The organism is Nonomuraea sp. NPDC004186 (genome assembly GCF_053603495.1).
Genome location: NZ_JBSGFQ010000138.1, coordinates 1 through 24,218, shown reverse-complemented (window position 1 = coordinate 24,218; position 24,218 = coordinate 1). Strand labels below are relative to the sequence as shown.

Annotated in this window: 22 protein-coding genes; 9 read left to right on the top strand and 13 right to left on the bottom strand. The window is 72.0% G+C overall.

Annotated elements, in window-relative coordinates; genetic code table 11:
- Positions 1-249 precede the first annotated feature (249 nt).
- Positions 250-2,409, top strand: a complete 2,160-nt coding sequence (locus ACWEPL_RS56385) for a tetratricopeptide repeat protein (RefSeq protein WP_452441492.1) — start codon at positions 250-252, stop codon at positions 2,407-2,409.
- Between the two features lie 14 nt (positions 2,410-2,423).
- Here the strand turns inward: ACWEPL_RS56385 and ACWEPL_RS56380 are convergent, their stop codons facing one another.
- From ACWEPL_RS56380 to ACWEPL_RS56355, 6 genes are all read right to left on the bottom strand, one after another.
- On the bottom strand, positions 2,424-2,975 hold the full coding sequence (locus tag ACWEPL_RS56380; RefSeq protein ID WP_452441491.1) for a MerR family transcriptional regulator: 552 nt from the start codon (positions 2,973-2,975) through the stop codon (positions 2,424-2,426).
- Positions 2,976-3,227: 252 nt separating this feature from the next.
- The gene (locus ACWEPL_RS56375) at positions 3,228-3,809 is read right to left on the bottom strand and encodes a TetR/AcrR family transcriptional regulator (RefSeq protein WP_363969562.1); all 582 of its coding nucleotides are present in this window, start codon (positions 3,807-3,809) and stop codon (positions 3,228-3,230) included.
- Positions 3,810-4,196: a hypothetical protein gene (locus ACWEPL_RS56370; protein WP_363969560.1), complete on the bottom strand. Its 387-nt coding sequence runs from the start codon at positions 4,194-4,196 to the stop codon at positions 3,810-3,812.
- Between the two features lie 32 nt (positions 4,197-4,228).
- Positions 4,229-5,425, bottom strand: a complete 1,197-nt coding sequence (locus tag ACWEPL_RS56365; protein WP_452441489.1) for a M24 family metallopeptidase — start codon at positions 5,423-5,425, stop codon at positions 4,229-4,231.
- Positions 5,426-5,472: 47 nt separating this feature from the next.
- On the bottom strand, positions 5,473-7,050 hold the full coding sequence (locus tag ACWEPL_RS56360; RefSeq protein WP_363969556.1) for a penicillin-binding transpeptidase domain-containing protein: 1,578 nt from the start codon (positions 7,048-7,050) through the stop codon (positions 5,473-5,475).
- Between the two features lie 57 nt (positions 7,051-7,107).
- Positions 7,108-7,719, bottom strand: coding sequence for a 1-acyl-sn-glycerol-3-phosphate acyltransferase (locus ACWEPL_RS56355; protein WP_435054297.1), 612 nt, complete (start codon positions 7,717-7,719; stop codon positions 7,108-7,110).
- An 801-nt stretch (positions 7,720-8,520) separates the two neighbouring features.
- Between ACWEPL_RS56355 and ACWEPL_RS56350 the strand changes: the two genes are divergently transcribed.
- Complete coding sequence (locus tag ACWEPL_RS56350) at positions 8,521-10,227, top strand: TROVE domain-containing protein (RefSeq protein ID WP_452441488.1); 1,707 nt, start codon at positions 8,521-8,523, stop codon at positions 10,225-10,227.
- 39 nt (positions 10,228-10,266) lie between these two features.
- On the opposite strand, the gene ACWEPL_RS56345 is transcribed toward ACWEPL_RS56350, so the two are convergent.
- The 3 genes from ACWEPL_RS56345 to ACWEPL_RS56335 are packed head-to-tail and all read right to left on the bottom strand — an operon-like array spanning position 10,267 to position 12,734.
- Positions 10,267-10,863, bottom strand: coding sequence for an NUDIX hydrolase (locus ACWEPL_RS56345; RefSeq protein ID WP_363969552.1), 597 nt, complete (start codon positions 10,861-10,863; stop codon positions 10,267-10,269).
- A gap of 48 nt (positions 10,864-10,911) precedes the next feature.
- The gene (locus ACWEPL_RS56340) at positions 10,912-12,084 is read right to left on the bottom strand and encodes a sensor histidine kinase (protein ID WP_452441487.1); all 1,173 of its coding nucleotides are present in this window, start codon (positions 12,082-12,084) and stop codon (positions 10,912-10,914) included.
- Complete coding sequence (locus ACWEPL_RS56335) at positions 12,081-12,734, bottom strand: response regulator transcription factor (RefSeq protein ID WP_452441485.1); 654 nt, start codon at positions 12,732-12,734, stop codon at positions 12,081-12,083. Before ACWEPL_RS56335 ends, ACWEPL_RS56340 begins: the two co-directional genes overlap by 4 nt.
- Positions 12,735-12,887: 153 nt before the next feature.
- On the opposite strand from ACWEPL_RS56335, the gene ACWEPL_RS56330 reads away from it, so the two are divergent.
- The 4 genes from ACWEPL_RS56330 to ACWEPL_RS56315 are packed head-to-tail and all read left to right on the top strand — an operon-like array spanning position 12,888 to position 16,436.
- A complete protein-coding gene (locus ACWEPL_RS56330; protein ID WP_452441483.1) occupies positions 12,888-13,409 on the top strand; it encodes a hypothetical protein in 522 nt (173 codons plus the stop codon).
- On the top strand, positions 13,406-14,464 hold the full coding sequence (locus ACWEPL_RS56325) for an efflux RND transporter periplasmic adaptor subunit (RefSeq protein ID WP_452441481.1): 1,059 nt from the start codon (positions 13,406-13,408) through the stop codon (positions 14,462-14,464). Before ACWEPL_RS56330 ends, ACWEPL_RS56325 begins: the two co-directional genes overlap by 4 nt.
- Positions 14,465-14,508: 44 nt before the next feature.
- Positions 14,509-15,225 carry an ABC transporter ATP-binding protein gene (locus ACWEPL_RS56320; protein WP_363969542.1) on the top strand — a complete coding sequence of 239 codons (717 nt, stop codon included), beginning with the start codon at positions 14,509-14,511 and terminating at the stop codon, positions 15,223-15,225.
- Positions 15,222-16,436 (top strand): ABC transporter permease, encoded by a 1,215-nt coding sequence (locus ACWEPL_RS56315; protein ID WP_363969540.1) that lies wholly within the window; start codon positions 15,222-15,224, stop codon positions 16,434-16,436. Before ACWEPL_RS56320 ends, ACWEPL_RS56315 begins: the two co-directional genes overlap by 4 nt.
- Positions 16,437-16,443: 7 nt before the next feature.
- Here the strand turns inward: ACWEPL_RS56315 and ACWEPL_RS56310 are convergent, their stop codons facing one another.
- From ACWEPL_RS56310 to ACWEPL_RS56295, 4 genes are all read right to left on the bottom strand, one after another.
- Complete coding sequence (locus ACWEPL_RS56310) at positions 16,444-17,301, bottom strand: alpha/beta fold hydrolase (RefSeq protein ID WP_452441480.1); 858 nt, start codon at positions 17,299-17,301, stop codon at positions 16,444-16,446.
- A gap of 175 nt (positions 17,302-17,476) precedes the next feature.
- A complete protein-coding gene (locus ACWEPL_RS56305; protein WP_452441478.1) occupies positions 17,477-18,124 on the bottom strand; it encodes a PadR family transcriptional regulator in 648 nt (215 codons plus the stop codon).
- A gap of 350 nt (positions 18,125-18,474) precedes the next feature.
- A complete protein-coding gene (locus tag ACWEPL_RS56300; protein WP_350732067.1) occupies positions 18,475-18,780 on the bottom strand; it encodes a hypothetical protein in 306 nt (101 codons plus the stop codon).
- Between the two features lie 87 nt (positions 18,781-18,867).
- The gene (locus tag ACWEPL_RS56295) at positions 18,868-20,943 is read right to left on the bottom strand and encodes a HelD family protein (protein ID WP_452441476.1); all 2,076 of its coding nucleotides are present in this window, start codon (positions 20,941-20,943) and stop codon (positions 18,868-18,870) included.
- A 68-nt stretch (positions 20,944-21,011) separates the two neighbouring features.
- On the opposite strand from ACWEPL_RS56295, the gene ACWEPL_RS56290 reads away from it, so the two are divergent.
- The 3 genes from ACWEPL_RS56290 to ACWEPL_RS56280 form a co-directional block, all read left to right on the top strand.
- Positions 21,012-21,635, top strand: a complete 624-nt coding sequence (locus ACWEPL_RS56290) for a TetR family transcriptional regulator (RefSeq protein WP_452441475.1) — start codon at positions 21,012-21,014, stop codon at positions 21,633-21,635.
- Between the two features lie 234 nt (positions 21,636-21,869).
- Entirely contained in the window at positions 21,870-23,492 is a 1,623-nt protein-coding gene (locus ACWEPL_RS56285; RefSeq protein WP_452441500.1) for a SulP family inorganic anion transporter, read from the top strand.
- A 322-nt stretch (positions 23,493-23,814) separates the two neighbouring features.
- Positions 23,815-24,218 (top strand): helix-turn-helix domain-containing protein (locus ACWEPL_RS56280; RefSeq protein ID WP_452441474.1); only part of this gene is annotated, 404 nt, incomplete at its 3' end.

The window sequence follows — 24,218 nt, the reverse complement described above, 5'->3', positions numbered from 1 at the left end:
CTCTTTGTACGTTGATCCATGAGATCAAGCTCGATGGCGACTGCGTTCGAGGTGAGAGGTGCCGCGAGTTCGGGGACGGCTTTGTCGGTCCGGGTCTCGCCCGAGGGGGACCTGGGAGCTCATGGCTTCCGGCGCCTGCGGCGAGCCCTCCCATGATCGGCCCGCGACAAGGTGGTGGCGGCGTGTGACACTCGTCGAGTACGGCCTTCCGATTCATCACAGAACCGTTCTCGCGCAGAAAGGGCTGAGATGCCGCGCTGGCTCAAGGTCGTGATCGCGGCGACGCTGCCGTCGACGGCCGGGGTTCTGGCCTGGTGGATCTGTGTGGCGAACGGGCTCGGACTGGACAGCACGAGCATCGTCGTCGGTCTGGTCGTCCTGCTCCCCGGAACGCCGCTCGCCATCTGGGCCGGTCAGGCGGAACCGGGCGCCGGCCCGCCGTCCGGTTCGAAGCGGGACCTGCGCACGGTCGGTGACGTGCCGCGCGAGCCGAAGGCCTTCCAGCCGCGTTCGGATCTGAGCGAACGCATCGACAAGCTGTTCTCCACCCGCCGCACGGCGGCGGTGTGTGCGCTGGTCGGGGGACGCGGCGTGGGCAAGACCCACCTGGCGGCCGCCTATGCCCGGCGCTGCATCGAACGCGGCATCCCGGTGGCGTGGCTGCACGCCGAGACCGTCGACCAGCTTCACGGTTCCGTGGATCAGCTGGCCACCGAAGCCGGGTTACGCAGCGACGCGGACGACCCGGCGACCGTGGCCCGCAAGGTCAGAGCCTGGCTTCAGGAGCGGCGCGGGCCGTATCTGGTCGTGTTCGACAATGCGACGGACCCCGATCTGCTCGCGCCGCTGCTCCCGTCGCACGGCCGAGCTCGCGTGCTGATCACCACCAATGATCATTCGTTCGAACGGCTCGCCACGATCGTTGCGGTGGAGCAGTTCACAGAGGCCGAGGCGGTGAAGTACCTCCGCACGCGGGTGGGCGCGGACGACGAGGGCTTCCGGTTGCTCGCCGAGGAACTGGACCGCCTGCCGCTCGCCCTGGGCATCGCCGCAGCCGCCCTGGTCGGCCCGCCGCGCCTGTCGTGCGACTCCTACCTGGGGCGGCTGCACGCCACCCCCATCGAGGTGCTCCTCGCGCGGCCTCGCGGAGAGCAGTACCCCACCGGAGTCGCGCAGGCGATCATGCTGTCGGTCGGGCAGACCGGCCCGGCGGCCGCGCGCCTGCTCGGAGAGTTGTCCGTGCTGTCGACCTCGGGCGTTGGGTTCGAGCTGCTCGGCCCGCAGGCGGAACCGGCTCTGGCCGAGCTGGGCGCACGATCGCTGGTCACCTTCAGCCGGAGCGACACGACCGCGTTCGTCCACCGCCTCGTCCGGCGTGCGGTACGCGATCAGGCTGGACGCGACCGCACCCTGGCCGAGCTGATCGAGACAGCCGGGCAACGGCTGTGCGTGGCGGTCGAGGACGTCTCCGACCAGGACACCTGGCGGAAGTTCCCCACGATCATGGCGGTTTCCGAGCACGCGGCGGCCTTGTGGGAGGCCGTCGAGCGGGTCCCCGACGACGAGTTCGCGCACCTGCGCGCGGCGGCCGAGCTCGTGCTGCGGGTCCGCCACGTCGTGGCCTCCCATCTGGTCTATCTCAACGACGGGCTCCGGGCCGTCCCGGTCGCCGAAGCCGTCGTCAGAGGGCGCGAGAGGCTCCTGGGCGCTGAGCACCCGGACACCCTCGCGGCCCGGCACACGCTGGCGCACGCCTTCGAGTACGCCGGCCAGGCGATGAAAGCCGCCGCCCTCTACCAACGCGTCGCGGCCGACCGCTCCCGCGTCCTCGGTGACGATCATCCGGATACGTTGTGGTCACGCGCGTCGGTGGCCTTCTCGTACACGATGGGAGGCAGGGCACCGGAGGCGGTGCCGATGATCGAGCAGGTGGTGGCCGACCAGGAGCGGGCACTCGAACCCGGCCATCCCACCCTGCTCGCGGCGCGCTATTTCCAGGCGTACACCAACGTCGAGGGCGGCCGGCCCGAGCGCGGCATCGAGCTGTTCCAGCGGCTGATAGCCGATCACGAGCGGCTCTTCGATCACGACTATCCCGATACCTGGGTCGTCAAAGGACAGCTCGCGCGCGCTTACAAGGCGGCGGACAGGGCCGATGAGGCTGTCCAGCTGTACGAGCACGTCGCCGGGCAACAGGCGCGGCTGCTGGGCGCAGACCATCCCGACACGCTGATCACCCGGCACGGCCTGGCCACGGCGTACGAGGCAGTGGGACGGATCGCGGACGCGCTCGCCGAGTACGAATGGGTCGTGAACCGGTTCGAGGCCGTCATGGGCCCCGAGCAGACGCTGACCAAGACCGCCAGAGACGACCTGGAGCGCGCCCGCCGGAGTCTCCGGCCGAGGTGATCGGGGTGAGGTGGTCAGTGGGAGTGGGCCTCGTGGAGAGGGGATCCGGCGAGGCGGGCGGCGATGACACGGGCGAAGGTGGGGCAGTGGAAGATGCCCTCCGGGTGCCCGCAGGCCAGGCCGTGGGCGATGGCGGTGCGCGCGGCCTGCGCCTGGGCGATCCGTTCGTCGAGCTCGGCGAGCTTGCGTTCATGGAGCTCGCGCCAGGCGTCGACGTCTTCGTAACGAGAGGTGATGAGCACCTTCAGCTCGCGCAGCGAGAAGCCCACGTCCTGCAACGAAAGGATCAGGCCGACGATCGCCAACGCCGAGGCGGGGTAGCGCCGTTGGCCCGAGACCCGGGTCGGGGCGGGGAGCAGGCCGAGCTCTTCCCAGTAGCGCAACGCCGAGGTGGCCACGCCGGTGGTCCTGGCCAGCTCGCCGATCGTCAACAGCTCGTCCGGCTCGGCTTCAAGGGCACTTGGAGCCGTTGACTGGCGTCCGTGAGATCGAAGACGCTCAAGCAGCCCGTGATAGCCCAGGTCGTACGTCAGTTCGGCCGACTGGCCGGATACGTTGTGGCTCACCGCGTCTCCAATCGCCAACGCAACCGCTGGGTGGTGTCCCAGCTCGACGTGCAGCCCACGGACCGGGTGTCGGCCCCGGTCTGGCCATCGCCGAGCCGGCGCGCCACGCCACCCGAGGACGAATCTACGGTATCGACCGTTCCGTGGTTATGGCCCGCCGAGTCGTGGGGTCGGGCGTGAGCGCGCCTGCGCTTCGCGGTGGCCCGCGAGGTCAGGCGTGAGTGCGCCCGCGCTGCCGGGTGATAGGCGAGGTCAGGTGCGCGTGGCGCGGTCGAAGATCTCGACCAGTTCGTCCGCGCACCGATCAGGGTCGAGGCCCTTGACGAGGCGGTCGGCCACCCCGTCGATGGACGCGCGCAGCGTCGTACCCATCAACACCCCGTCGAACTCCCGGAACACCCCCGCCCGCTGCCCCTCCGCGAACAGCGCCGCCAGCCTGGCGACCGCGGCGTCCTGCTCCTCACCGCCCACGGGCACCTGGTTGAACGCGATCTGCTGCACCGCCCGCACGTGTTCGGGATGGGCGGCGATGAAGGCGATGTTCGCCCTGATGAACGCCTCGAGCTGGGCGCGCGCCCCGGAGGCGGCGTCGAGCGCCGGGCGCATGAAGGCGGCCGCGTCCTCGACGACCTGGCGGACGACGGCCTCGAACAGCTGGTCCTTGCTGGAGAAGTGGTAGGAGATCAGCCGCTTGCTGCTGAGCCCCGCCTGCTCGCAGATGGCCTCGAACGTGGTCTCCGCGTAGCCGCGCCGCGCCAGCACGGCGATCGTGGCGGAGGCGATCTGTGCTTTGCGGGCCTCGGTGGCCGCCCGGCGGGGGGCAGAGCTCTGCATTCAGCCCAGCTTGCCACGCTTCGGGAACGCCTGCCGTACGGCACGTCGGTTGACGAGGAGGGCCACGGCGGCGACCAGCACGCCGACCACGGCCTGCTCCGCCTTCATCCAGCCGGGATAGCCGCTGTCCGGGGCGACGAGGATGAGCACGATCCCGATGGGGGCGGCGATGGAGACGAAGCGGATGCGTACGTAGGCCGACCTCTTGCCCCGGGCGGCCTGCCCCGCCAGGGCGACGAGCCAGACGGCGGCCACGGCCACGGCGGCGCCGCGGAGCCACACCACCCAGTTGCCGCCGATGAGGGCGGCCACGCCGAGGGTCGCGACGGAGATGACGAGCACGGCCACGAAGAGGGCCCGGACGGGAGCCCACACTTTGTTATCCATGCGAGTAAATTTACACAGCCGGATAACAAGTCTCAAGGGTCGCGGGTGATGACTTCGGGGCCGGAGTCGGTGACGATGACGTCCTCCTCATGGCTGGCGCCCCCCACGGAGTGCATCGCGATCCTGCGCTCCAGCGCCAGGCACATTCCGGCCTCGATCAGGCCGTCCGAGTCGGGCCCGCCCTCGGTGATCCACGGTGGCTCCAGCGACAGGCCGAGCCCGTGGCCCCAGAGGCCGTCCGTCTCCGACCAGGGCAGTCCGTGGTGGACGGCGAACGCCGACCGTTCGAACACCTGCTGGCACCGCCGCGCCACCTCGCCGAAGCGCCGGCCGGGCCGCAGCAGCTCGATCCCGGCCGAGACGCTCTCCCGCACCGCCTCCAGCAGCCGCCGCTGCTCGGTGGTCGGCTCGCCGCCGACGACCCACGTACGGGCCAGGTCGAACAGGTAGCCGCGCACGGAGCCGTACAGATCGATCCTGATCAGGTCGCCCTCGGCCAGCCGCCGGTCGGCGGAGTAGGGCGTCGGGCCGGAGGCGGCGAAGGTGTAGGACTCGGCGCCGGAGGAGATGCCCATGCCGGAGTAGGCGCCGCCCGCCCGGACGATCTCGGCGATCGCGGCCGCCGCCACGTCGGCCTCGGTGGCGCCCGGTACGGCGGCCTCCCGGGCGGCGGACACCGCGCGCACCCCGAGCGCCCCCGAGGCGCGCAGCAGGTCAAGCTCGGCGGGGCTCTTGATCCGGCGCGCCTCCCAGGCCAGGTCGTCGGCGCACACCAGCTCGTGCCCCGGCAGCACCGAACGCAGCCGGCACCACCACGGCGCGGCCATCGCCTCGTAGCCGATCAACGCGACCCGGCCCGGCCGGATCGACTCCCTGATCTGCTCGGCCAGGGCGTCCACGAGATCGGGCGTCACATGAACCCGCGCCGCCGGCCGGGGCTCCTGGAGGTCCTTGGAGTTGGTCAGCAGGACGGCGGTGTGCTCGCTGAGAGGGGGGTCGTCCACGGGCAGGACGACGGCCGCGTGGCCCCGCGCCCGCCAGTGGCCGGGGAAGTCGGGGACGAACGGCTGGTGCTGGTAGAAACCCGTCAGGTAGTAGACGTCGGCATAATGGTCCTGCGCCGAACCGCCTCTCGACCAGGCCACCACCCCGCGGAACCCCGCCCGCGCGGCCAGCCGCCCCATGGCCGCCTGCCGCGCCGCGTACTCCTTGCCACCGATCCCCAGCACAACCGAGTTCTGCCCAGGTCAGAGGCCGGTTCACCTGGTCGCGGCCGTCAGAGCCCCTTGAGGAACGACGCCGCCACCGGCGCCGCGACCTTGCCGCCCGCGCCGCCGCCCTCCACGACCACCGCGAACGCCACGTCCTCCTTGAAGCCCATGAACCAGGCGTGGGTGTCCAGGTCGTCGCCGGTGCCGAACTCGGCCGTGCCGGTCTTGCCGTACGTGCCGGCGGGCAGGCCGGCCGCCTTGGCCGTGCCCTTGGACACCACGGCCGCCATCATCGAGTGCAGCTGGTCCTTGACCCCGTCGGGCAGCGGGCGCTCGGCGGCCTTCTGCTTCAACGAGGGCACCAGCGTCGGCGGCCGCCACGTGCCGTCCGCGATGGCGGCGGCCACCGAGGCCATCGTCAGCGGGCTGGCCGTGATCCTGGCCTGCCCGAACGACTCCGCGGCCAGCTCCGCGTCGGACTCGGCCCGGGGGAAACTGGCCTTGGCGGCCGGGACCCCGATGTTCAGGGGCTGGTTGAAGCCCACGTCCTCGGCCGTCTTCAGCAGCTTGTCGGCGCCCAGCTTCTGCTCGGCCAGCGGCGCGAACGTCGTGTTGCACGAGTGGGCGAACGAGTCGAGGAACGACAGCGACCCGAACGCCTCCTTGTCGGAGTTGCGGACCTTAAGTCCGCCGATGGTCGCGTACATCGGGCACGTCACCGTGTCCGACGGCGACATCCCGGCCGCCAGCAGGCCGATCGCCGTGACCGCCTTGAACGTCGAGCCGGGCGGGTAGCGGCCGTCCAGCGCCCGGTTGAAGCCGCCCTGGTTGTTGACCACGGCCAGGATCTCGCCCGTGGACGGCTTGATCGCCACCATCGACGTGGGCTTCTTCATGTCCTTGACCGCGCCCACCGCCGCGGCCTGCGCGCGCGGGTCGAGCGTGGTCTGGACGGGCTCGCCGTCGCTGCCCTCGATGGTCTCCAGCGTCTTGTCGCCGAGCTGGATCTCGGTGGCGGGCGTGCCCGCCAGCCGCTTCTGGAACGTCTCCTGCAGCCCGCCGCGCCCGATCGCCTGGCCGACCTTGTAGGAGGAGCCCAGCTTGGCCACGTCCTTCTTGCCGGCCTTGTCGAGGTAGCCGACGAGCTGCTGCACCGACCCGCCGACCGCGCCCGTGTCGATCCGGTCTCCCTGGGCGTCGGTGATCTCGGCGCGGTCGGGCCAGCGCGTCTTGAGCTTGAACTCGGCCCCGGCTGTCATCGACGGGTAGAGCGTGGCGGGCTTCCAGTCCACCTTCCAGGTGCGGTCGGCCACCATGAGGTCGATCTGGCCCTGGTAGGACCACTTGCCGATGTTCTTGAGGTTCAGGGTCGCGGTGTAGGGGGCGCGGGCCCGGTTGTCGCCGGTCTCGGTGATCTTGCCGAGCTTGATGTCCGTCGACTCGACGGCGAGTGCGCTGCGTTGCTGGTCGTACGCGTTGAGCTGCTGTGGTTTGGCGAGCTCCGCCCCCATGGCGGCCCAGTTGCCGGCCTGCCATGCGGCGGAGAAGCGCTGCGCCGTCTCGGCGGGCGTCCCTCTGGTGTGCAGCAGGTAGTACGCGCCACCGGCCGCGGCCCCCACCGCGAGCACGGTGGCGCCGGACACGATCGCGATGGTACGACCACGCGCCACGCTAGATCCCCCTGATCCTCGACGACATTGTCATGACACGCCGTTGGCCGCCTTGAAGCTGGCGGCGTAGGTCGGCACGTATTCCTGCCCGGACAGCTTCTGGATGGCCGCCATGATCTCGTCGGTCACCCGCCGCCGGTCGCGGGCCTTGGTGTGGTCGCCCTCGAACCGCATGGGCTCGCCGATGGCGATGCCGATCCGCGCGGGCCTGGGCACCTTCGAGCCGACCGGCAGCACCCTCTCGGTGCCGCTGAGCGCCACGGGAAGCACCGGGGCGCCCGTCTTGAGCGTCAGCCAGGCCACGCCGACCTTGCCGCGGTAGAGGCGGCCGTCGGGGGAGCGGGTGCCCTCCGGGTGGATGCCGAACAGCTCGCCGCGCTCCAGCAGGTCCGCGGCGGAGTCGAGCATGGTCTGGGCGGCGTGCGCGCTCTCCCTGTCGATCGGCAGGCTGCCGCCCAGTCGCATGAAGAAGCCGGAGACCGGGTTGCCGTCGAAGTACTCGTTCTTGGCGGTGAAGGTCACGTGCCGCGGCAGCAGCGCGGGCAGCAGGAACGAGTCGAGGATCGACAGGTGGTTGGCGGCCAGGATCGCGGGCCCGCTCCTGGGCACGTGCGCCGCGCCCGAGATGTGCGGCCGGCACATCGCGTTCGCGAGCGGCGCGGCGGCGAACTTGACCACTTCGTACAGCAACGAGCTCTCCTGATCATCGGGCCGGTCGGCCACCCCACCATAAAGCAGGCGCCCCGCCGGTGGGCGGGACGCCTGGAAAAGTCGTTAAGGCCGATGTGGCGGTCGCCTCCTCGGCGAGGTGCACAACACGGCTCCAGCCGAACGGTATTCCGTGAAGGCGGTAATTTGCGGCCCGGGGGACACAGACCACATCGGCAACTCGAGTTAAGCACACGGTCCGGGCATGGGGGTAATCGCGCCCCCCTCATGGGCGACACGTGACCTGAGCTTGGCGATCTTCGACCCCTGGAGGTCCGGTTCGTCCCGGTCACTCACGGTGAGCGCGGCCCCGCTCGCCCTCGACGAGATCGGGAAAATGATTTGAGCCCCCATTGGCATTCCGTGTTGAATCCAGAATGTCAGTGAGACTCGGTGAGGGCACGGGTCGAAGTTCGTCGGTTACCACTTTTAATGGGGAGTCGCAGGTTCGAGTCCTGCCCGGGGCCAACGCTCCGGTAGCTCAGTCGGCAGAGCGCCAACGCCGGTGGACGCCCCCATATCCGTGCCCTCTCCGAGCCTCGGGGGCGGGTCGAAGCAGGCCGGTTATCGCTTCAGGTGCCGGAAGCGCGGGGTTCGACTCCCCGCCGCGCGGGTGCGCCCGCGCGTCGCGTAGTGGCAGCGCGCCGTAAAAGGCCGGTCGGCATTTCCACATCCGCCCCCATTTTTTCTGCATATCCGTCATTCGGGCGGGTCGAGACGTACGAGGTGAAAACTATGGCGCGAAACCGTGACCCCCTCGCCGGCGTTTCCGCGTTCGCCACGCCGCAGACCCAGCCGCTGCCCGGCCGCACCGACCAGGTGCGCAACGCGGCGGGCGGCTTCGTCTTCGAGAAGGACCTGTGGCAGCGCGTCGAGGACTTCCTGATCCTCGGCACCACGGGCGGCACCTACTACGTGTCGCAGGAACAGCTGACCGCCGGCAACGCCGCCGCGCTGTTCGAGGCGATCGCCGAGGACGGCCCGCGCGTCGTCGAACTGCTCACCGGCATCTCGACCGCGCGCCCGCCGCGCGCTCCCAAGCAGCGACCGGCGCTGTTCGCGCTGGCCGCCGCCTACGCCCGCGGCGACGCGGCCACCCGGCAGGCGGCCAAGCTCGCCCTGCCCAAGGTGGCCCGCACGACCGACCACCTCGCCTCCTTCTTCGGCTACTACAAGAACCTCGGCGGCAAGCCGACCGCGCGCGGCACCGCGCCGGTCACCGGCCGCTCGCTGCGTACGGCGCTCGCCTCCTGGTTCACCACCGGCAGCCCCGACGACATAGCGTTCAAGGTGTGCAAGGCCCGCCAGCGCAGGACGCCGCAGGGTGAGACGTTCGACCTGCGCGACGTCCTGCGCATCGCCCACCCCAAGGCGGACGGCCCGCAGCGGGCGCGGCTGTTCGGCTGGATCGCCGGCAACGTCTCCGACGAGCAGGCGCGCGAGACGCTGGAGTCGGTGGACCGGTTCCTGAGCGCCAAGGCCGTCACCACGGCCCGCGAGGCGATCCAGGTGGTGACCGAGCGCAAGGTGCCGTGGGAGTTCCTGCCGGACGCCGTGCTGAGGGATCCGAAGGTGTGGGACGCGCTGGTCGACACGATCGGCATGACCGCGCTGCTGCGCAACCTGGCCCGCATGACGCGGATCGGCACGCTCACCCCGACGGGCGAGGCCACCCGGCGCGCGGTCGCCCGGCTCACCGACCGCGACGCGCTGCTGCGGGCGCGCATCCACCCGATGGACGCGTTCCTGGCGCTGCGCGTGTACGGCTCGGGCCGCGCCCAGCCCAACCCGCGCGCCGACGCGCACACGTGGGCACCGGTCCCGGCGATCCGGGACGCGCTGGAGGAGACGTACGAGCTGGCCTTCGGCACCGTCCGGCCCACGGGCCGGCGGCTGCTGGTCGCGGTGGACTCCTCCGGGTCGATGTCGGGCGGCTGGTACGGCGGCGACGTCGTGGTCGGTGGTTCGAAGATCGGCTCGCCGTACGAGGTGGGCTGCGCGATGGCCGTCATGCTGGCCCGCATCGAGAAGGGGACCGTGCACGTCATCGACGTCGACACCGGCGTCCACGCCTCGAAGGTGACCCCGCGCACCAACCTGCGCGAGATCGGCTCCTGGCGGCCGTCCGGCGGCGGCACCGACCTGTCGCTGCCGTTCCGCTGGGCGCGCGAGCAGCGGATGGCGGTGGACGGCATCGTGGTGTTCACCGACAACGAGACGTGGGCGGGGCGCGCCCACCCCTCGCAGGAGCTCGGCGCCTACCGCCGCACCGTGGCGGCGGAGGCGCGCGTGGTCGTCGCGGCGATGACCGCCGCGGGCTACTCGATCGGCGACCCCGGCGACGAGGGCGTGCTGAACGTGGCGGGCCTGGACGCGTCGCTGCCGATGATCGTCAACGCGTTCGTCCGCGCGCAGGACGCGCAGGACGCGCAGGACGCGTAGGACGCGTAGGACGCTTTGGACCTGACCGGGAGCGCCCGGTCAGGTCCTCGTCCAGCGCGGCTGCTTCACGTCGAAGACCCGCTGCTCGCGGCCGCGCAGCGCCACCTCGGCGAACTGCCACAGGATCGCCCCCGTCGGCGCGTGGACCACGATGGACGGCCCCAGCGGCATCTGCAGCATCTTCCCGCGCCAGCGCGGCACCCCCGGCGCCAGGAACCACTCCAGCGGCACGTCGTGCACCGAGGCCACCTCGCGCGGGTCGGCCACCGGCTGCTGGACGCCGCCGAACGCCACCACCGGCGTGATGACGAAGCCGGAGTCGGTGACGAAGTCGTCGAGCATCCCGGCCACCTCGACCCCGGTGACGCCCGTCTCCTCGGCGAGCTCGCGCAGCGCCGCGTCCACGGGGCGTTCCCCGTCGTCCAGGCGCCCGCCGGGCAGCGCCCACTGACCCGGGTTGCGCCCGTGGGCGGCCCGCTTGATCAGGATCGTGTACGGGACCCGTTCGGCGTCCTCCAGGACGCACACGGTGACGGCGGCCCTGCGCACCCCGCCGGTGGGCGGGACCTGCCGGCGGTCGAAGGCGGTCAAATGGGACCTGATCTGCTCCTGCAGCACGTCGATTGGCGACAGCACACTTCAAGGATGTCACGGAGGTCCGGACGGGGACGCCGGGGCCGGGTCTCACGACGGGCCGTGCGGCAGCCGTAGGGTGACGCTCAGCCCGCCCTCCGGCCGGGCGGCCGCGGTGACCTGGCCGCCGTGCGCACGCACGATGGCCCGCACGATCGACAGCCCCAGCCCCGCACCCTTGAACGAGCGCACCCGGTCGCCGTGGAGCCGGCTGAACGGCTCGAACAGGTCGTCCACCTCGTACGGCGGCACCGCCGGCCCGGTGTTGCGCACCGTGACCACCGCGTCGCCGCCCTGCCGCCGCAGCGCGAGCCAGATCTCGCCGTCGCGCACGTTGTGCTTGATCGCGTTCTCCAGCAGGTTGAACACGCACCGCTCCAGGAACAGCGGATCCCCCTCGACCAGCACCGGCCGCAGGTCCTGGTGGAGCGTGACGGGCCGCTTGCGCGACTGCAGGTCGATCTGCTCCAGCGCGGTGCGCACGACCTGCTCCAGGTCCACCGGCTTGCGCACGGTGAGCTCCTGCTCCGACTGCGCGAGCAGCAGCAGGCCCTCGATGAGCCGCTCGTAGCGGGCGTTCGTGCCGAGCAACGCCCTGGCCAGCGCCTTGAGGTCCTCCGACGCGGCCGGCTCCTCCAGCGACACCTCCAGCACCGTACGGTTGATCGCCAGCGGCGTGCGCAGCTCGTGCGAGGCGTTGGCGATGAACCGCCGCTGCGCGTCGAACACCCGGTGCAGCCGCTCCAGCATCGCGTCGAATGTGTCCGCCAGCCGCCTGACCTCGTCGGGCGGGCCCCGCATCCCGATGCGCTCGTGCAGGGTGCTCTCCGACAGCCGCTGCGCCGCCTCCGTCACCCGGTCGAGCGGGCGCAGCGCCCGGTCGGCCACCACGTAGCCGAGCACGAGCGCGACCACGCCGACCAGGATCATCACGAGCATGGACGAGCGGACCATCTCGCTGAGCACGTTGCCGGCCCGGTTCTCGATGTCGCCCTGGAAGATGACGTCCCCGACCATCGGGCGCGTCGCGGCCACGTCCGCGGGCGGGTTCTGGATCTTCCGGAAGCCGGTGACGAACTGCTGGTTCAGCGCCTGGCCGGTGATGAGGTAGGTGAGCCAGAGCAGGATCGACCCGGCCACGAAGAACAGGCCGCCGTACAGCAGAGTGAGCCGCAGCCGCAGCCGCCTGCTGCTCCACCACGACCGCCCCTGCTCGACGATCAAAGCCGGTACCCCTTGCCGGGCACGTTCAGGATCGCCGACGGCACGCCGAGCTTCTTGCGCAACGACGTGATCGTGACCCGCAGCGCGCCCGTGCCCGCGTCCGCGTGCTCGTCCCAGACGCGCCTGCGCAGCTCGCCGGAGGTGACCAGCTCGCCGCCCGCGCCGAGCAGCACGCGCAGCACGTCGAACTCCTTGCGGTTCAGCGACACGGGCCGCCCGTCCCTGGTGACCGTGCGGCGGGACGGGTTGAGCACGACGCCGCCGCGTTCGAGCGGGGGCGCCGCGGAGCGGGGCGAGCGGCGGGCCAGCGCCCGGACCCGGGCCACCAGCTCGGCGAACGCGAACGGCTTGACCAGGTAGTCGTCCGCGCCCAGCGACAGCCCGTCGATCTTGTCGCGGATCTGGCCGGCCGCGGTCAGCATGAGCACCCGGCCGCCCCCGCCTCCCTCGCGCAGCCGCCGGCACACGTCGTCGCCGTGCACCTCGGGCAGGTCCCGGTCGAGCACCACCACGTCGTAGTCCACGTACGCGGCCCGCTCCAGGGCGTCCTGCCCGTCGTAGGCCACGTCCACGGCGATCGCCTGCAGCCGGAGCCCGCGCGCGACCGCGTCCGCCAGCCGTTCCTCGTCCTCGACGACAAGCACCCGCATCGCCGGCCCCTTTCCTCTGGCACCCGAGCGTGACGGATCACGTGTTAGGGCCGGATAAGCGCGCCGGGCGGGCTTATCCGGTTCTAGCACCCCATGGGCTGGAGTGAGGCCGCACCCCGGGCGAAGGACCCCGGGCGCGGAGGAGTGAATGTCATGAATATACGGCTGTTGCTGGTAGCCGTCCCGCTCACGCTGGCGCTGGCCGCGTGCGGAGGCACGGCGCCCAAGGACGACGGCGTGGCCAGCGCCGGCACCTCGTCCGCCGGACCCACGGCCTCCCCGTCGGTGTCAATGGACCCGGAGGAGGCTCAGCTGAAGTTCGCGCAGTGCATGCGCGAGCACGGCATCGACGTCCCCGACCCACAGAACGGCCAGTTGAAGGTAGAGGTCCCCAAGGGGGTGGGCCGCGACAAGATGGACAAGGCACACAAGGCCTGCCAGCCCATCATGGACGCCGTCGTCCGCGACCACACGCCCAGCCAGCAGGACTACGACCAGATGGTCAAGTTCGCGCAGTGCATGCGCCAGCACGGCGTGGACATGCCGGACCCCAAGCCCGGCGAGGGCATGCGCTTCGAGATGAGGAACGGCTCGCAGCAGAAGATCGAGGCCGCGCACAAGGCCTGCGAGCAGTACGCGCCCGGCGGCGGCAAGAAGCCAGGGGAAGCGTCATGAGGAAGGGGATCCTGCTGAGCGGCGGCACCGTCCTGGCCGTCGCCGCGACGTGGACCGCGGTGGCCGTCATGAACGACGGCGTCCCCGGCGCCGCCACGCCCGCCAGGCCCCCGGTCCCGGCCACCGCGGACATCACCCGGCAGGACCTGGTGGAGACCAAGACCGTGGACGGCGCCCTCACCTACGCGGGGGAGCGCCGGGTCGCCTCGGGCGCCTCCGGCACCGTGACGTGGGTGGCCGCCCAGGGAGCGGTGGTCCGCCGAGGCCGTCCGCTGCTCAAGGTGGACCGCAGGCCGCTCGTGCTCATGTACGGCAGCCTGCCGCTGTACCGGACCCTGCAGCGAGGCGTATCCGACGGGCCGGACGTCGAGCAGCTGGAGCGCAACCTCAAAGCGCTCGGGTACGGCGACTACCTCACCGTGGACGACCACTTCAGCTACGCCACCGAGCAGGCGGTCAAGGACTGGCAGGAGGGCAGGGGACTGGAGGAGAGCGGGCGGGTGGACGCGGCCCAGGTCGTGTTCCAGCCCGCCGCCGTACGCGTGACCGACGCCAAGGCCGAGGTCGGCGCCAGGACCGCGCCTGGACAGCAGGCGCTCACGGTGAGCGGCATCCGCCGCCTGGTGCACGTGGACCTGGACACCGGCGACCAGTCGCTGGCCCGCAAGGGCGCCAAGGTCACGGTGACCCTCCCCGGCGGCGAGCGCGCCGCCGGCCGGATCACGTCGGTCGGGACGGTCGCGGAGTCCTCCGGGTCCGAACGGGACGCGACCACCACCATCGACGTGGACATCACCCTCGCCAGGCCGCCGCGGACGAAGCTGGATCAGGCGCCGGTCGAGGTGGAGATGGCCAGTGCGCGGCACGCGAACGTGCTGGCGGTACCTGTCGAGGCGCTGCTGGCGCTGCGCGAGGGCGGCTTCGGGGTCGAGGTGGCGGAGGGCGCGGCGAGCCGGATCGTGGCGGTCGAGACCGGGGCCTTCGGCGGCGGCCTGGTCGAGATCAAGGGCGAAGGGCTGGCCGAGGGCATGAAGGTCGGGGTGCCGGTCCAGTGAACGGCCCAGGGAACGGCCCCGTGAACGGCCCAGGGAACGGCCCAGTGAACGGCATCGTCGAGTTGTGCGGGGTGACCAAGACGTACGCCGGAGACGTGCACGCCCTGCGCGGCGTGGACCTGACCATCGACCGGGGAGACCTGCTGGCCATCGTCGGCCCGTCGGGATCGGGCAAGTCCACCATGCTCCACATGATCGGCACCCTCGACCGCCCCACCTCCGGCACTGTGCGCGTCGCCGGTCACGACGTCGCGACCCTGTCGGACCGGGAGCTGTCCGGGCTGCGCTCGCGCACTCTGGGGTTCGTCTTCCAGCAGTTCCACCTCTCGCCCGGGGTCAGCGCGCTCGACAACGTCGCCGACGGCCTGCTCTACACCGGCACGGGCCGCCGCGCCCGCCGCGAACGCGCCGCCGCCGCGCTGGACCGGGTCGGGCTCGGCCACCGGCTCCGGCACCGGCCGTCGGAGCTGTCCGGCGGCGAGCAGCAGCGGGTGGCCGTCGCCCGGGCCGTGGCGGGCGACCCGCCGCTGCTCCTGGCCGATGAGCCGACGGGCAACCTGGACTCCCACGCGGGCGCCGACGTGCTGGCCGTCCTGGCGGACCTGCACGAGGCCGGCACCACCGTGGCCGTCATCACCCACGACGCCGAGATCGCCGGCTGGTGCTCCCGCCAGGTACGCCTGCGCGACGGGCTCGTCGTCGACGGCCACGAGCACGACCACCTGAGCCCCGTCGAGCTGTTGAGAGGAGCCGGGCGTTGACCGACCACCACCACCGAGCCGGGGCGCGGCCCGCACCCGGCCGGCTCAGCCCCGGGGACGTCCTGCGCGTCGGGGCCGCCGGGCTGCGCGCCCGCCCGACGAGGGTGATCCTGTCGGCCCTCGGCATCGCCATCGGCATCGCGACGATGATCGCCGTGATCGGGATCTCGTCCTCCTCCCGCGAGCAGCTCCTGCGCCAGCTCGACAAGCTCGGCACCAACCTCCTCACGGTGGCTCCGGGGCAGACCATGTTCGGGGAGGAGGCCAAGCTGCCGACCGGCGCGCTGGCCATGGTCCAGCGCATCCGCCCGGTCCGGACGGCCGCGGCGACGGGCGGCGTGGAGGCCACCGTACGCCGCAACAACCACATCCCCGCGTCCGTCACCGGCGGCATCGCCGTCCAGGCGGCCAGCACCACCCTCCTGGCCACTCTGGAGGGCTCGGTGACCAAGGGCACCTGGCTCAACGACGCCACCGCCCGCCAGCCTGCCGTCGTGCTCGGCGCGCAGGCCGCCGAACGGCTCGGGCTGGCCAGGACCGGCGTGCAGGTGTGGATGGGCGGCCGCTGGTTCACGGTCGTCGGTATCCTCGGGCCGATGCCGCTGGCTCCGGAGATCGAACGCTCGGCCCTGGTCGGCTTCCCCGCGGCGCAGGAGCTATTGGGCTTCGACGGCTACCCCACCACCATCTACGAGCGCTCCTCGGACGAGGCGGTGGAGTCGGTGCGCCAGGTGCTGCCCCGCACCGTCAACCCCGAGAATCCGGAGGAGGTCACGGTCAGCAGGCCGTCGGACGCCCTGGCCGCCAAGGCCGCCGCCGCGGGCGCCTTCACCAACCTGCTGCTCGGGCTCGGCGCGGTGGCCCTGCTCGTGGGCGGGGTCGGGGTGGCCAACACCATGGTCATCTCCGTGCTGGAGCGGCGCAAGGAGATCGGCCTGCGCCGCTCGCTCGGAGCCACCCGCGGCCAGGTACGCATCCAGTTCCTGGCCGAGTCGCTGCTGCTGTCCACCCTGGGCGGGGTGGTGGGCGCGGTCATGGGGGCCCTGGCGACCGCGGGTTACGCCCTGTCGCGGGGCTGGCCGCCGGTGGTCCCGCCGTGGGCGCTGGGCGGGGCAGTGGGGGCGACCCTGCTGATCGGGACGCTCGCCGGGCTCTACCCCGCCATGCGCGCCGCCCGCCTGTCGCCCACGGTCGCCCTCGCCACCACCTGAGGGCCCGCTAGGAGAGGAAATCGCGGATCGCGGCCGCGACCTGCTCAGGGCGTCCGCGCTGGTCGGCGTTGCAGGTGGCGCTGTGGTCGAGGCCCTTCAGGTCCACGCGCCGGACATGGGGCAGGACGCGCTCCAGCCCCGTGAGCACGGACTTCAGGTGGGCGGGGCTGCGGGTGCCGCCGAGCAGGAGCACCTCCGCCCCGATCGGCCGGTAGACGTCCAGGCTGCCGGCCGTCTCCGCCACCACCTGCCCGTCGTAGTGCAGCGTCGGGGCCAGCTCCCGGAACGTCGGCTCCCCGTCAACCGCCGCCTTGTCCTGACTTTTCAGCATCATGCCCGTGAGCAGCTCCAGGACCGCCCGCGGCATGACATTGAAGAACTGGGGCCCCAGCCGCGCCGCCCTCATCCCGGTGACCAGCGCCGCCGGGATCCGGCCGGCCGCGAGCTCCCGGTCGAAGCGCTCCAGCCAGCCGGCCGGGTAGAAGCCGTCGACGTCCAGCGGCGGCTCGAAGATGACGGCCTTGCGCAGGCCGGGCCGTACGAGCGCGGTGCGCAGCGTGACGATGGCGCCCGAGCTCACGCCGACGACGCGGTCCGCCCCGGTCGCGGTGAGCAGCGCGTCGAGGTCCTCGACCTCCCGATCGAGGCGGTAGTCCGGACCGTACGGGCCGCTGCGGCCCCGGCCGCGGCGGTCGGGCACGTAGCACGTGAACTCGTCGGCGAGGGCCTGGGCCAGCTCGATGTTGCTGTGGCCGCTCTGCATGACTCCGTGCAGGAGCACCAGCGCGGGGCCGCGGCCGAGCCGGCGGTAGCTGATCGTGGTGCCGTCCTTCGAGGTCACGGCGTCGAGAGTGGTCGTGGTCATGATGGCTCCCCATGGTTCGGTCCGTGAAGGGGAGCCCGGCTATTGTTGCGAGTGCCATCTCGTGTCCGGGGTCCCGCTTCGCGGGCATTTCGGTACGAAGATCTCCCGGCGGCGGTGTTCCCGCACCGCCGCCGGTCTTGCGATCGGCCACCGGGCTCTTCGCCGGTCGCCGGGGTCAATCCGCTGTGCTGCCCCTCTCCGCGATGTCCGCCACCTCGGGGGGCAGGTCGCCGGTCCGGTGGAAGGCCCGCCATCCGTCCAGGCCGGGGAACGTGCCGGAGGTCAGCTCGGCCAGCAGCGCGCTCACCCAGCCCGCCTCGGCCTTCCGCATCGCCAGCGCGTACTCGGACTCGAGGAGGAACAGCCTCGGCACCTCCTCCCGGTCCCGCTCCAGCGCCCGGCGCGCGTCCTGGAGCTGCTGCTCCAGCAGCTCCAGGCGCTGCCGCAGCAGCGGCACCACCTCGTCCGGGCCGAGCCCGGCCAGCACCGACAATCCCGCCTCGAACGCCGACGGCTCCCGCACGGGCGTGGACAGCAGCTCGCGCGTCCAGTCGTCGGCCTCCTCCCGGCCGGCTTCGGTGACGCGGTAGACGGTCCGCTCGGGGCGGGCGCCCTGCCTGCCGCTCTCCACGGCCTCGATCAGGCCGTGCTTCTCGAGGTTGCGGACGACGGTGTAGAGGGATCCCCACTTGATCGGCATGTCCTGGTCCTTGCCGCGCGCCCGTAGCACCGAGGCCATCTCGTACGGGTGCATCGGCCGCTGCCCGGCCACCGTCAGCACGGCCAGAGCCAGCAGGTTCGCGACCCTGCGCCGCTTCGTCATCCGGCTCATCTCCTCGTGGACGAATACTCGTACACGAGCATACGTGCGCGAGTATCCGCCACGCAATGGGGAATCGCTGCGCGTTCTACGTTTGGAGACAGCGTCGGATCCGCGTTCTGCGGTCGGACGCGTCGGGTCGTTGAGCCCGGTGCCTGGCCGGTGTGGCGCGTCGAGAGGGCGGCCCGGTGTGCGCCGCGCGTCCCGTGGTCGGAGGCGGCGGGCGGGCGCTTGGGGAAGGCGGCTCGCCGGCGGGCGCGGGCCGTGCCTGAATGGGGTGGGGCGGGAAAGGCGGCGCCGCCCCGGGAGGGGGTCACGTCAGACGGAGTCGGTGACGCCCGGGGCGGCTCGGGTCAGGACATGCTGCTCACGAGGATCACGCCGAGGGCGATGCCGATGATCATCCCGACGCCGGCGGCGACGGCGGCCCACTTGCCCAGCGGCTCGCCCCGCGTGTGGCCGACGATGCCCAGCACGATGCCGGCCAGGCCGAACAGGATCGGGATGAACAGCACGGCCACCACCGCGCAGACGAACCCGATGATCGACAGGACCTGGTTGCTCGGCGGCTGCTTGTAAGGAGGCTGCGGATACGGGGGCGGCTGCGACCACTGGGTGTTGGGATCGTCGCCCTGGGGCGGATCCTGCGAAGAGGTCACTTGCGGGCTCCTCTCGAGACGTGAACAACATCACACACCGAAGGGCCCAGTCCTGTCGAGCCGAACGAACCAGGACATATACCGATTTCAAACTGCTTTTATGGGATGAGATAGCTGGGGCGGCAGAGGCCTGGCGTGAACGACGTCCAGCCGGGAGACGGCCCGGGTGAGGGCGACGTACAGGCGGTTCAGGCCGCGCCGCTCGGCTTCGGCGACGGCGGCGGGCTCGGCCAGGATCACATGGTCGTACTCCAGCCCCTTGGCCAGCGAGGCGGGCAGCACGGTGAGGCGTTCGTCCACGTCCATGCCCTCGTCCCGGAGCGCGGACGTGATCGCCTCGACGTCGGCGTCCGCCGCGATCACCCCGATCGACCCCTCGAACGCCATCGCCTCGCGCGCCGCCTCCACCACGCCCTTCTCCAGCCCGCTCACGCGGGTGACCCGCAGGCGGCCGTCGGAGCGGTACGAGCGCGTCGCCGGCACCTGCGTGCCGAGCGCCGCCAGCAGCGTGTTGGCCAGCTCCACCACGGCCGCCGGGACCCTGAAGCCGGTGGTCAGGGCGATGACCTGGCCGTCCGGCTTGCCCAGCAGCGCCATGCGCTCCGGCCAGGAGGAGGCCGCCCACGGCGTGGTGCCCTGGGCCAGGTCGCCGAGCACGGTGAGCGAGCCGTGTTCGCTGCGCCTGGCCACGGCCCTGCACTCCATGGGGGACAGGTCCTGGGCCTCGTCCACGATGACGTGGCCGTAGCCGCGCGGGCGCTCGATGAGGGCGGCGATCTCGTCGAGCAGCACGAGGTCGGCCGCCGTCCACTTGGCGCTCTTGGCGCTGCGGGGCGGCTTGGCCCAGGTGATCGCCTCCCATTCGGCCCCCGTCAGCGCGCCGTCCCGCCTGCCCTTCGCCGACCCGCCGTCCCGCGTGCCTTCCGCCGACCTGCCGTCCCGCGTGCCTTCCGCCGGGCCGCTGTCGCGCGTGCCCTCGGCCGGACCGCGCAGGATCTCGTACAGGACCTCCTCGGGTTTGACGGCGGGCCAGACGGCGTCCAGGAACGGGGTGACGGCGCGGGCGATCTTGCGGGTCCAGGCCGCGCCGGCCGTCTGCCCGCGCGCCTCGGCCTGGCGCTGGATCGCGGCGACCGTCCGGGCCCGCACCCGTTCGCGGCCCACTCCGTACGGCAGGGACTCGCGGCGCGTGTCGTCCACGATGCGGCGCAGCTCCTCCTCGGGCACCCGCCACCGGTACGAGCCGTCCGCCACCGTCACCGGCTCGACCGGCTTCGCGATCCGCCGGTACAGCGCTCTGCGCAGCACCTCGGCCATCCGGACGTCGTGCTTGACCAGCGCGGCGGCCTCGCTGTCGGCGGCGGTGACGGGGAGGGTGACAGTGACGGGCGCCAGCAGGCGCTCCAGGGTGGTCTGCTCGACGTCCACCTCGCCGAGCGCGGGCAGCACGGCCGAGATGTAGCCGAGGAAGGCCCGGTTCGGGCCGAGGACGAGGACGCCGGAGCGTTCGAGCCGCTGCCGGTGCGCGTACAGCAGGTACGCGGCCCGGTGCAGGCCGACCGCCGTCTTGCCGGTGCCAGGTGCGCCCTGGACGCAGATCGAGGTGTCCAGCTCGGCCCGTACGAGGTCGTCCTGCTCGGGCTGGATGGTGGCCACGATGTCGCGCATGGGGCCGACGCGGGGGCGCTCGATCTCGGCGGCCAGGATGCGCGACTCGCCTTCCTCGCCCCGTTCGAGCCGTTCGTCCTCGAAGCCCGTCAGCGTCGTGCCCGACCAGCCGAAGCGGCGGCGTACCGCGACACCCTGCGGGTCGCGGGCGCTGGCCCGGTAGAAGGCCCGCGAGACCGGCGCGCGCCAGTCGATCACCACGGGCGGGCCGCCGTGCTCGCCGGTGATGTGCCGCCTGCCGATGTGGTACGCGCGCCCGCGGTGCTCGGCCGAGCTCTGGCCGAAGTCCAGCCGGCCGAAGAACGGCGGGCCCTCGGGCTCCTCGCTCAGCTCCTTGGCCAGGCTCTTGAGATGGCGGCCCAGCCGCTCGGCGCTGTAGCGGTCGCCGGCCACGGTCTCACCGATGATCACGTTGTCGCGCGCGCCTTCGAGCATCCTGCGCAGTCCGGCCTTGCAGCGTTCGACGTACTGGCTCTCGTCGTCGAGCGTGCCCATCGTGTCCCCCAAAAGCGTTAACTCGGTTAAGAACTTAACCAGGTTAACACTTTGATAGACTGGGTGCCATGACGGGACTACGGGAGATCCAGCGGCAGCGGGTCCACGAGGCCATCTCGACGGCGGCCATCTCGCTCTTCCTGGAGCGCGGCTTCGACGAGGTGCCCGTGACGGAGATCGCGGCGGCGGCGGGGGTGTCGAAGCCGACGCTGTTCAAGTACTTCCCGACCAAGGAAGACCTCGTGCTGCACCGGATCGCCGACCACCAGGGTGAGGCCGCCCGCGTCGTACGGGGGCGGGAGCCGGGGGAGCGGCCGCTGGAGGCGCTGCGCCGCCACTTCCTCGACGGGCTCGCCCGGCGCGATCCGGTCACCGGGCTCAACGACCATCCGGAGGTGGTGGCGTACCACCGGATGGTGTTCTCGACGCCGAGCCTGGCGGCGCGGCTGTTCCAGCACATGGCGCAGGACGAGGAGGCCCTGGCCGAGGCGCTCGGGGAGATCACCGACGAGCTGACCGCCGGGCTGGTCGCCGGGCAGGTGCTGGCCGCGCAGCGGGTGCTCGCCCGGCGCAACTGGGCGATGCTGGCCGAAGGCCGGCCGATGGCGGAGGTCGAGCGGGAGGCGATCCGGGCGGCCGAGCGGGCGTTCTCGCTGCTGCCGGTGTTCACGCCTCGCGAACAGCCCGTTTAGGCAGGTGGCAAGGGGTGTACTTGATACGGAGAGCCTCTTGACCAATTGCAAAAATATGCAATTTGGTGCATTGCGGGGCGCTCTTTACTCGTAGGGAGTGATGGTGAGAGGACCTTTCACGCACCAAGACGGTTACATTTCCGGACCGGAAGGTAACAGCTCGTGACCGGCGGGCTGACCCTGGCCTGGGGGCGGCTGCGCGCCGTGCTGCCGGAACGCGAGTCGCTGGCCGCCATGTGCCGCCGCCCCCGCCAGGACCTGCTCGCCGGGCTCACGGTGGCGGTCGTCGCGCTGCCGCTGGCACTCGGATTCGGCGTCTCCTCAGGGCTCGGCGCCGCGTCCGGGCTGGCCACGGCCATCGTGGCCGGGGCGCTGGCGGCCCTGCTCGGCGGCTCCCACCTGCAGGTCTCGGGCACGAGCGGCGCCATGACGGTGATGCTCATGCCGATCTTCGACGCCCACGGCCCCACCGGCGTGCTCACGGTCGGTCTGCTGGCCGGGCTGCTGCTGCTCGCGCTGGCGCTGACCGGCGCCGGGCGCTACATGGCCGTGGTCCCCGCCCCGGTCGTGGCGGGGTTCACCGTCGGCATCGCCTGCGTGATCGGCCTGCAACAGGTGCCCCAGGCACTCGGCGTCCCGCCCGAAAACAGCCACAAGGTCATGATCGTGGCCTGGCACGCCGTCCTCGACTTCCTCGCCCACCCGCACTGGTGGGCCACCTCCGTGGCCGTGGCCGTGGCCGCGGTGGTGCTGGTGGCCGCGCGCGTACGGCCGAGCCTGCCGTTCGCGCTGCCCGCCGTGGCCATCGCCACCGTCGCCGCCGAGGTGGCCGCGCTGCCGCTGGCCAGGATCGGCGACCTGCCCGCCGGGCTGCCCGCGCCGTCGCTGGGGTTCCTGGATCCGGGCGCGCTGCCGTCCCTGCTCACCCCGGCCGTCGCGGTGGCCGCCCTGGCCGCGCTGGAGTCGCTGCTGTCGGCCAACGTCGCCGACAGCATGACCACCGGACGTCGCCACGACCCCGACAGGGAGCTGTTCGGGCAGGGCGTGGCCAACCTCGTCACCCCGCTGTTCGGCGGCATGCCCGGCACGGGCGCCATCGTCCGCACCGCGGTCAACGTCCGCTCCGGCGCCCAGTCCCGGCTCGCGGCGCTGGCCCACGCGGGCATCCTGGCCGCGATCATCTACTCCGCCGCCGGGCTCGTCGCCCGGATCCCGCTGGCCGCGCTGGCCGGGGTCCTGCTGGCCACGTCGGTGCGCATGGTCGACACCGACGCCGTCAAGGCCATGTTCAGGTCCACCCGGGCCGACGCCGTGGTCCTGGTGCTGACGGCCGTCGCCACCCTGACGCTCAACACGGTGGTGGCGGTCATCCTGGGCCTGGTGGTGGCGGGGGCGCTGGCCCTGCGTGCCATGGCGCGCAACGCCCGCCTCGACGCCGAGCCGCTCCGCCACGACCTGCAGCCCCATCACACCGAGGACGAGCACGCGCTGCTCGCCGAGCACATCGTCACCTACCGGCTGGCCGGGCCGCTGTTCTTCGCCGCGGCCCACCGCTTCCTGATGGAGCTGTCGGAGGTGACGGACGTGTCCGTGGTGGTGCTGCGCCTGTCCCGCGTCACCACCATCGACGCCAGCGGCGCGCTGGTCCTGGGCGACGCGATCGAACGGCTCGAGGGGCGGGGCATCCTGGTGTACGTCTCGGGCATCCCGGACGGCCACCACCAGCCGCTGGAGGCGCTGGGGGTGCTCGCCCGGCTGGACGAGGCGGGGCAGGTGTTCGCCACCACCGACGAGGCCATCGCGGCCGCCCGCGACCGCCTCCACCACACGGGCGTCCTCCCCCACCTGGCCGGCTGACCCCTCCACCCCACCCGCCTCCCCCAACCCACCGGGGGAGGCACCTCACCCCGCGGGGTGCGCCAGCTGTGGCGACGTCCATTGACCATGCGGCGTCGCTGGGTGGTGCCGGGCCCTCGGGTCGTGGCGCGTGTCCGTCGCCGGAGAGGCCGTCTTGCCTCCCGCCGCCTCCAAAGGACCTCAGCCGAAGCCGGGAGCGGGAGGGCCGCCAACGCCCGAGCGTGCCCTGACCTGTCAGGTTCGTGCGTCACAGAGTTCTTCCGGGTTTTGTCGGTGCCAGCCGATACCGTGGTGTTCTCGTTACCGAATGTGGGAGGTGGGCGTGCGCAGGTCGTTCAAGTTCCTGCTGCGCCCCACCAGCAAGCAGGCCGCTGCGCGCGCGCAGTGCCTGGAAGAGCACCGCACGCTGTACAACGCCGCTCTCGAACACCGCTGTACGGCCTACCGCAAAGCCGGGGTGACGGTGCGCTACGGCGACCAGTCGGCGGAGCTGAAGCACATCCGCGCCGACGACCCCGACGGTCAGGGCCGATGGTCGTTCTCCTCCCAGCAGGCCACGCTCCGCAGGCTGGACAAGGCGTTCCGCGCGTTCTTCGACCGTGTCAAAGCAGGCCGCACGCCAGGGTTTCCACGTTTCAAGGGGCGGGGCTGGTTCGACACGGTCGAGTGGCCCAAGGACGGCGACGGCTGCCGGTGGGACTCCCAGCCCTGCCACCCGGCCGCGAC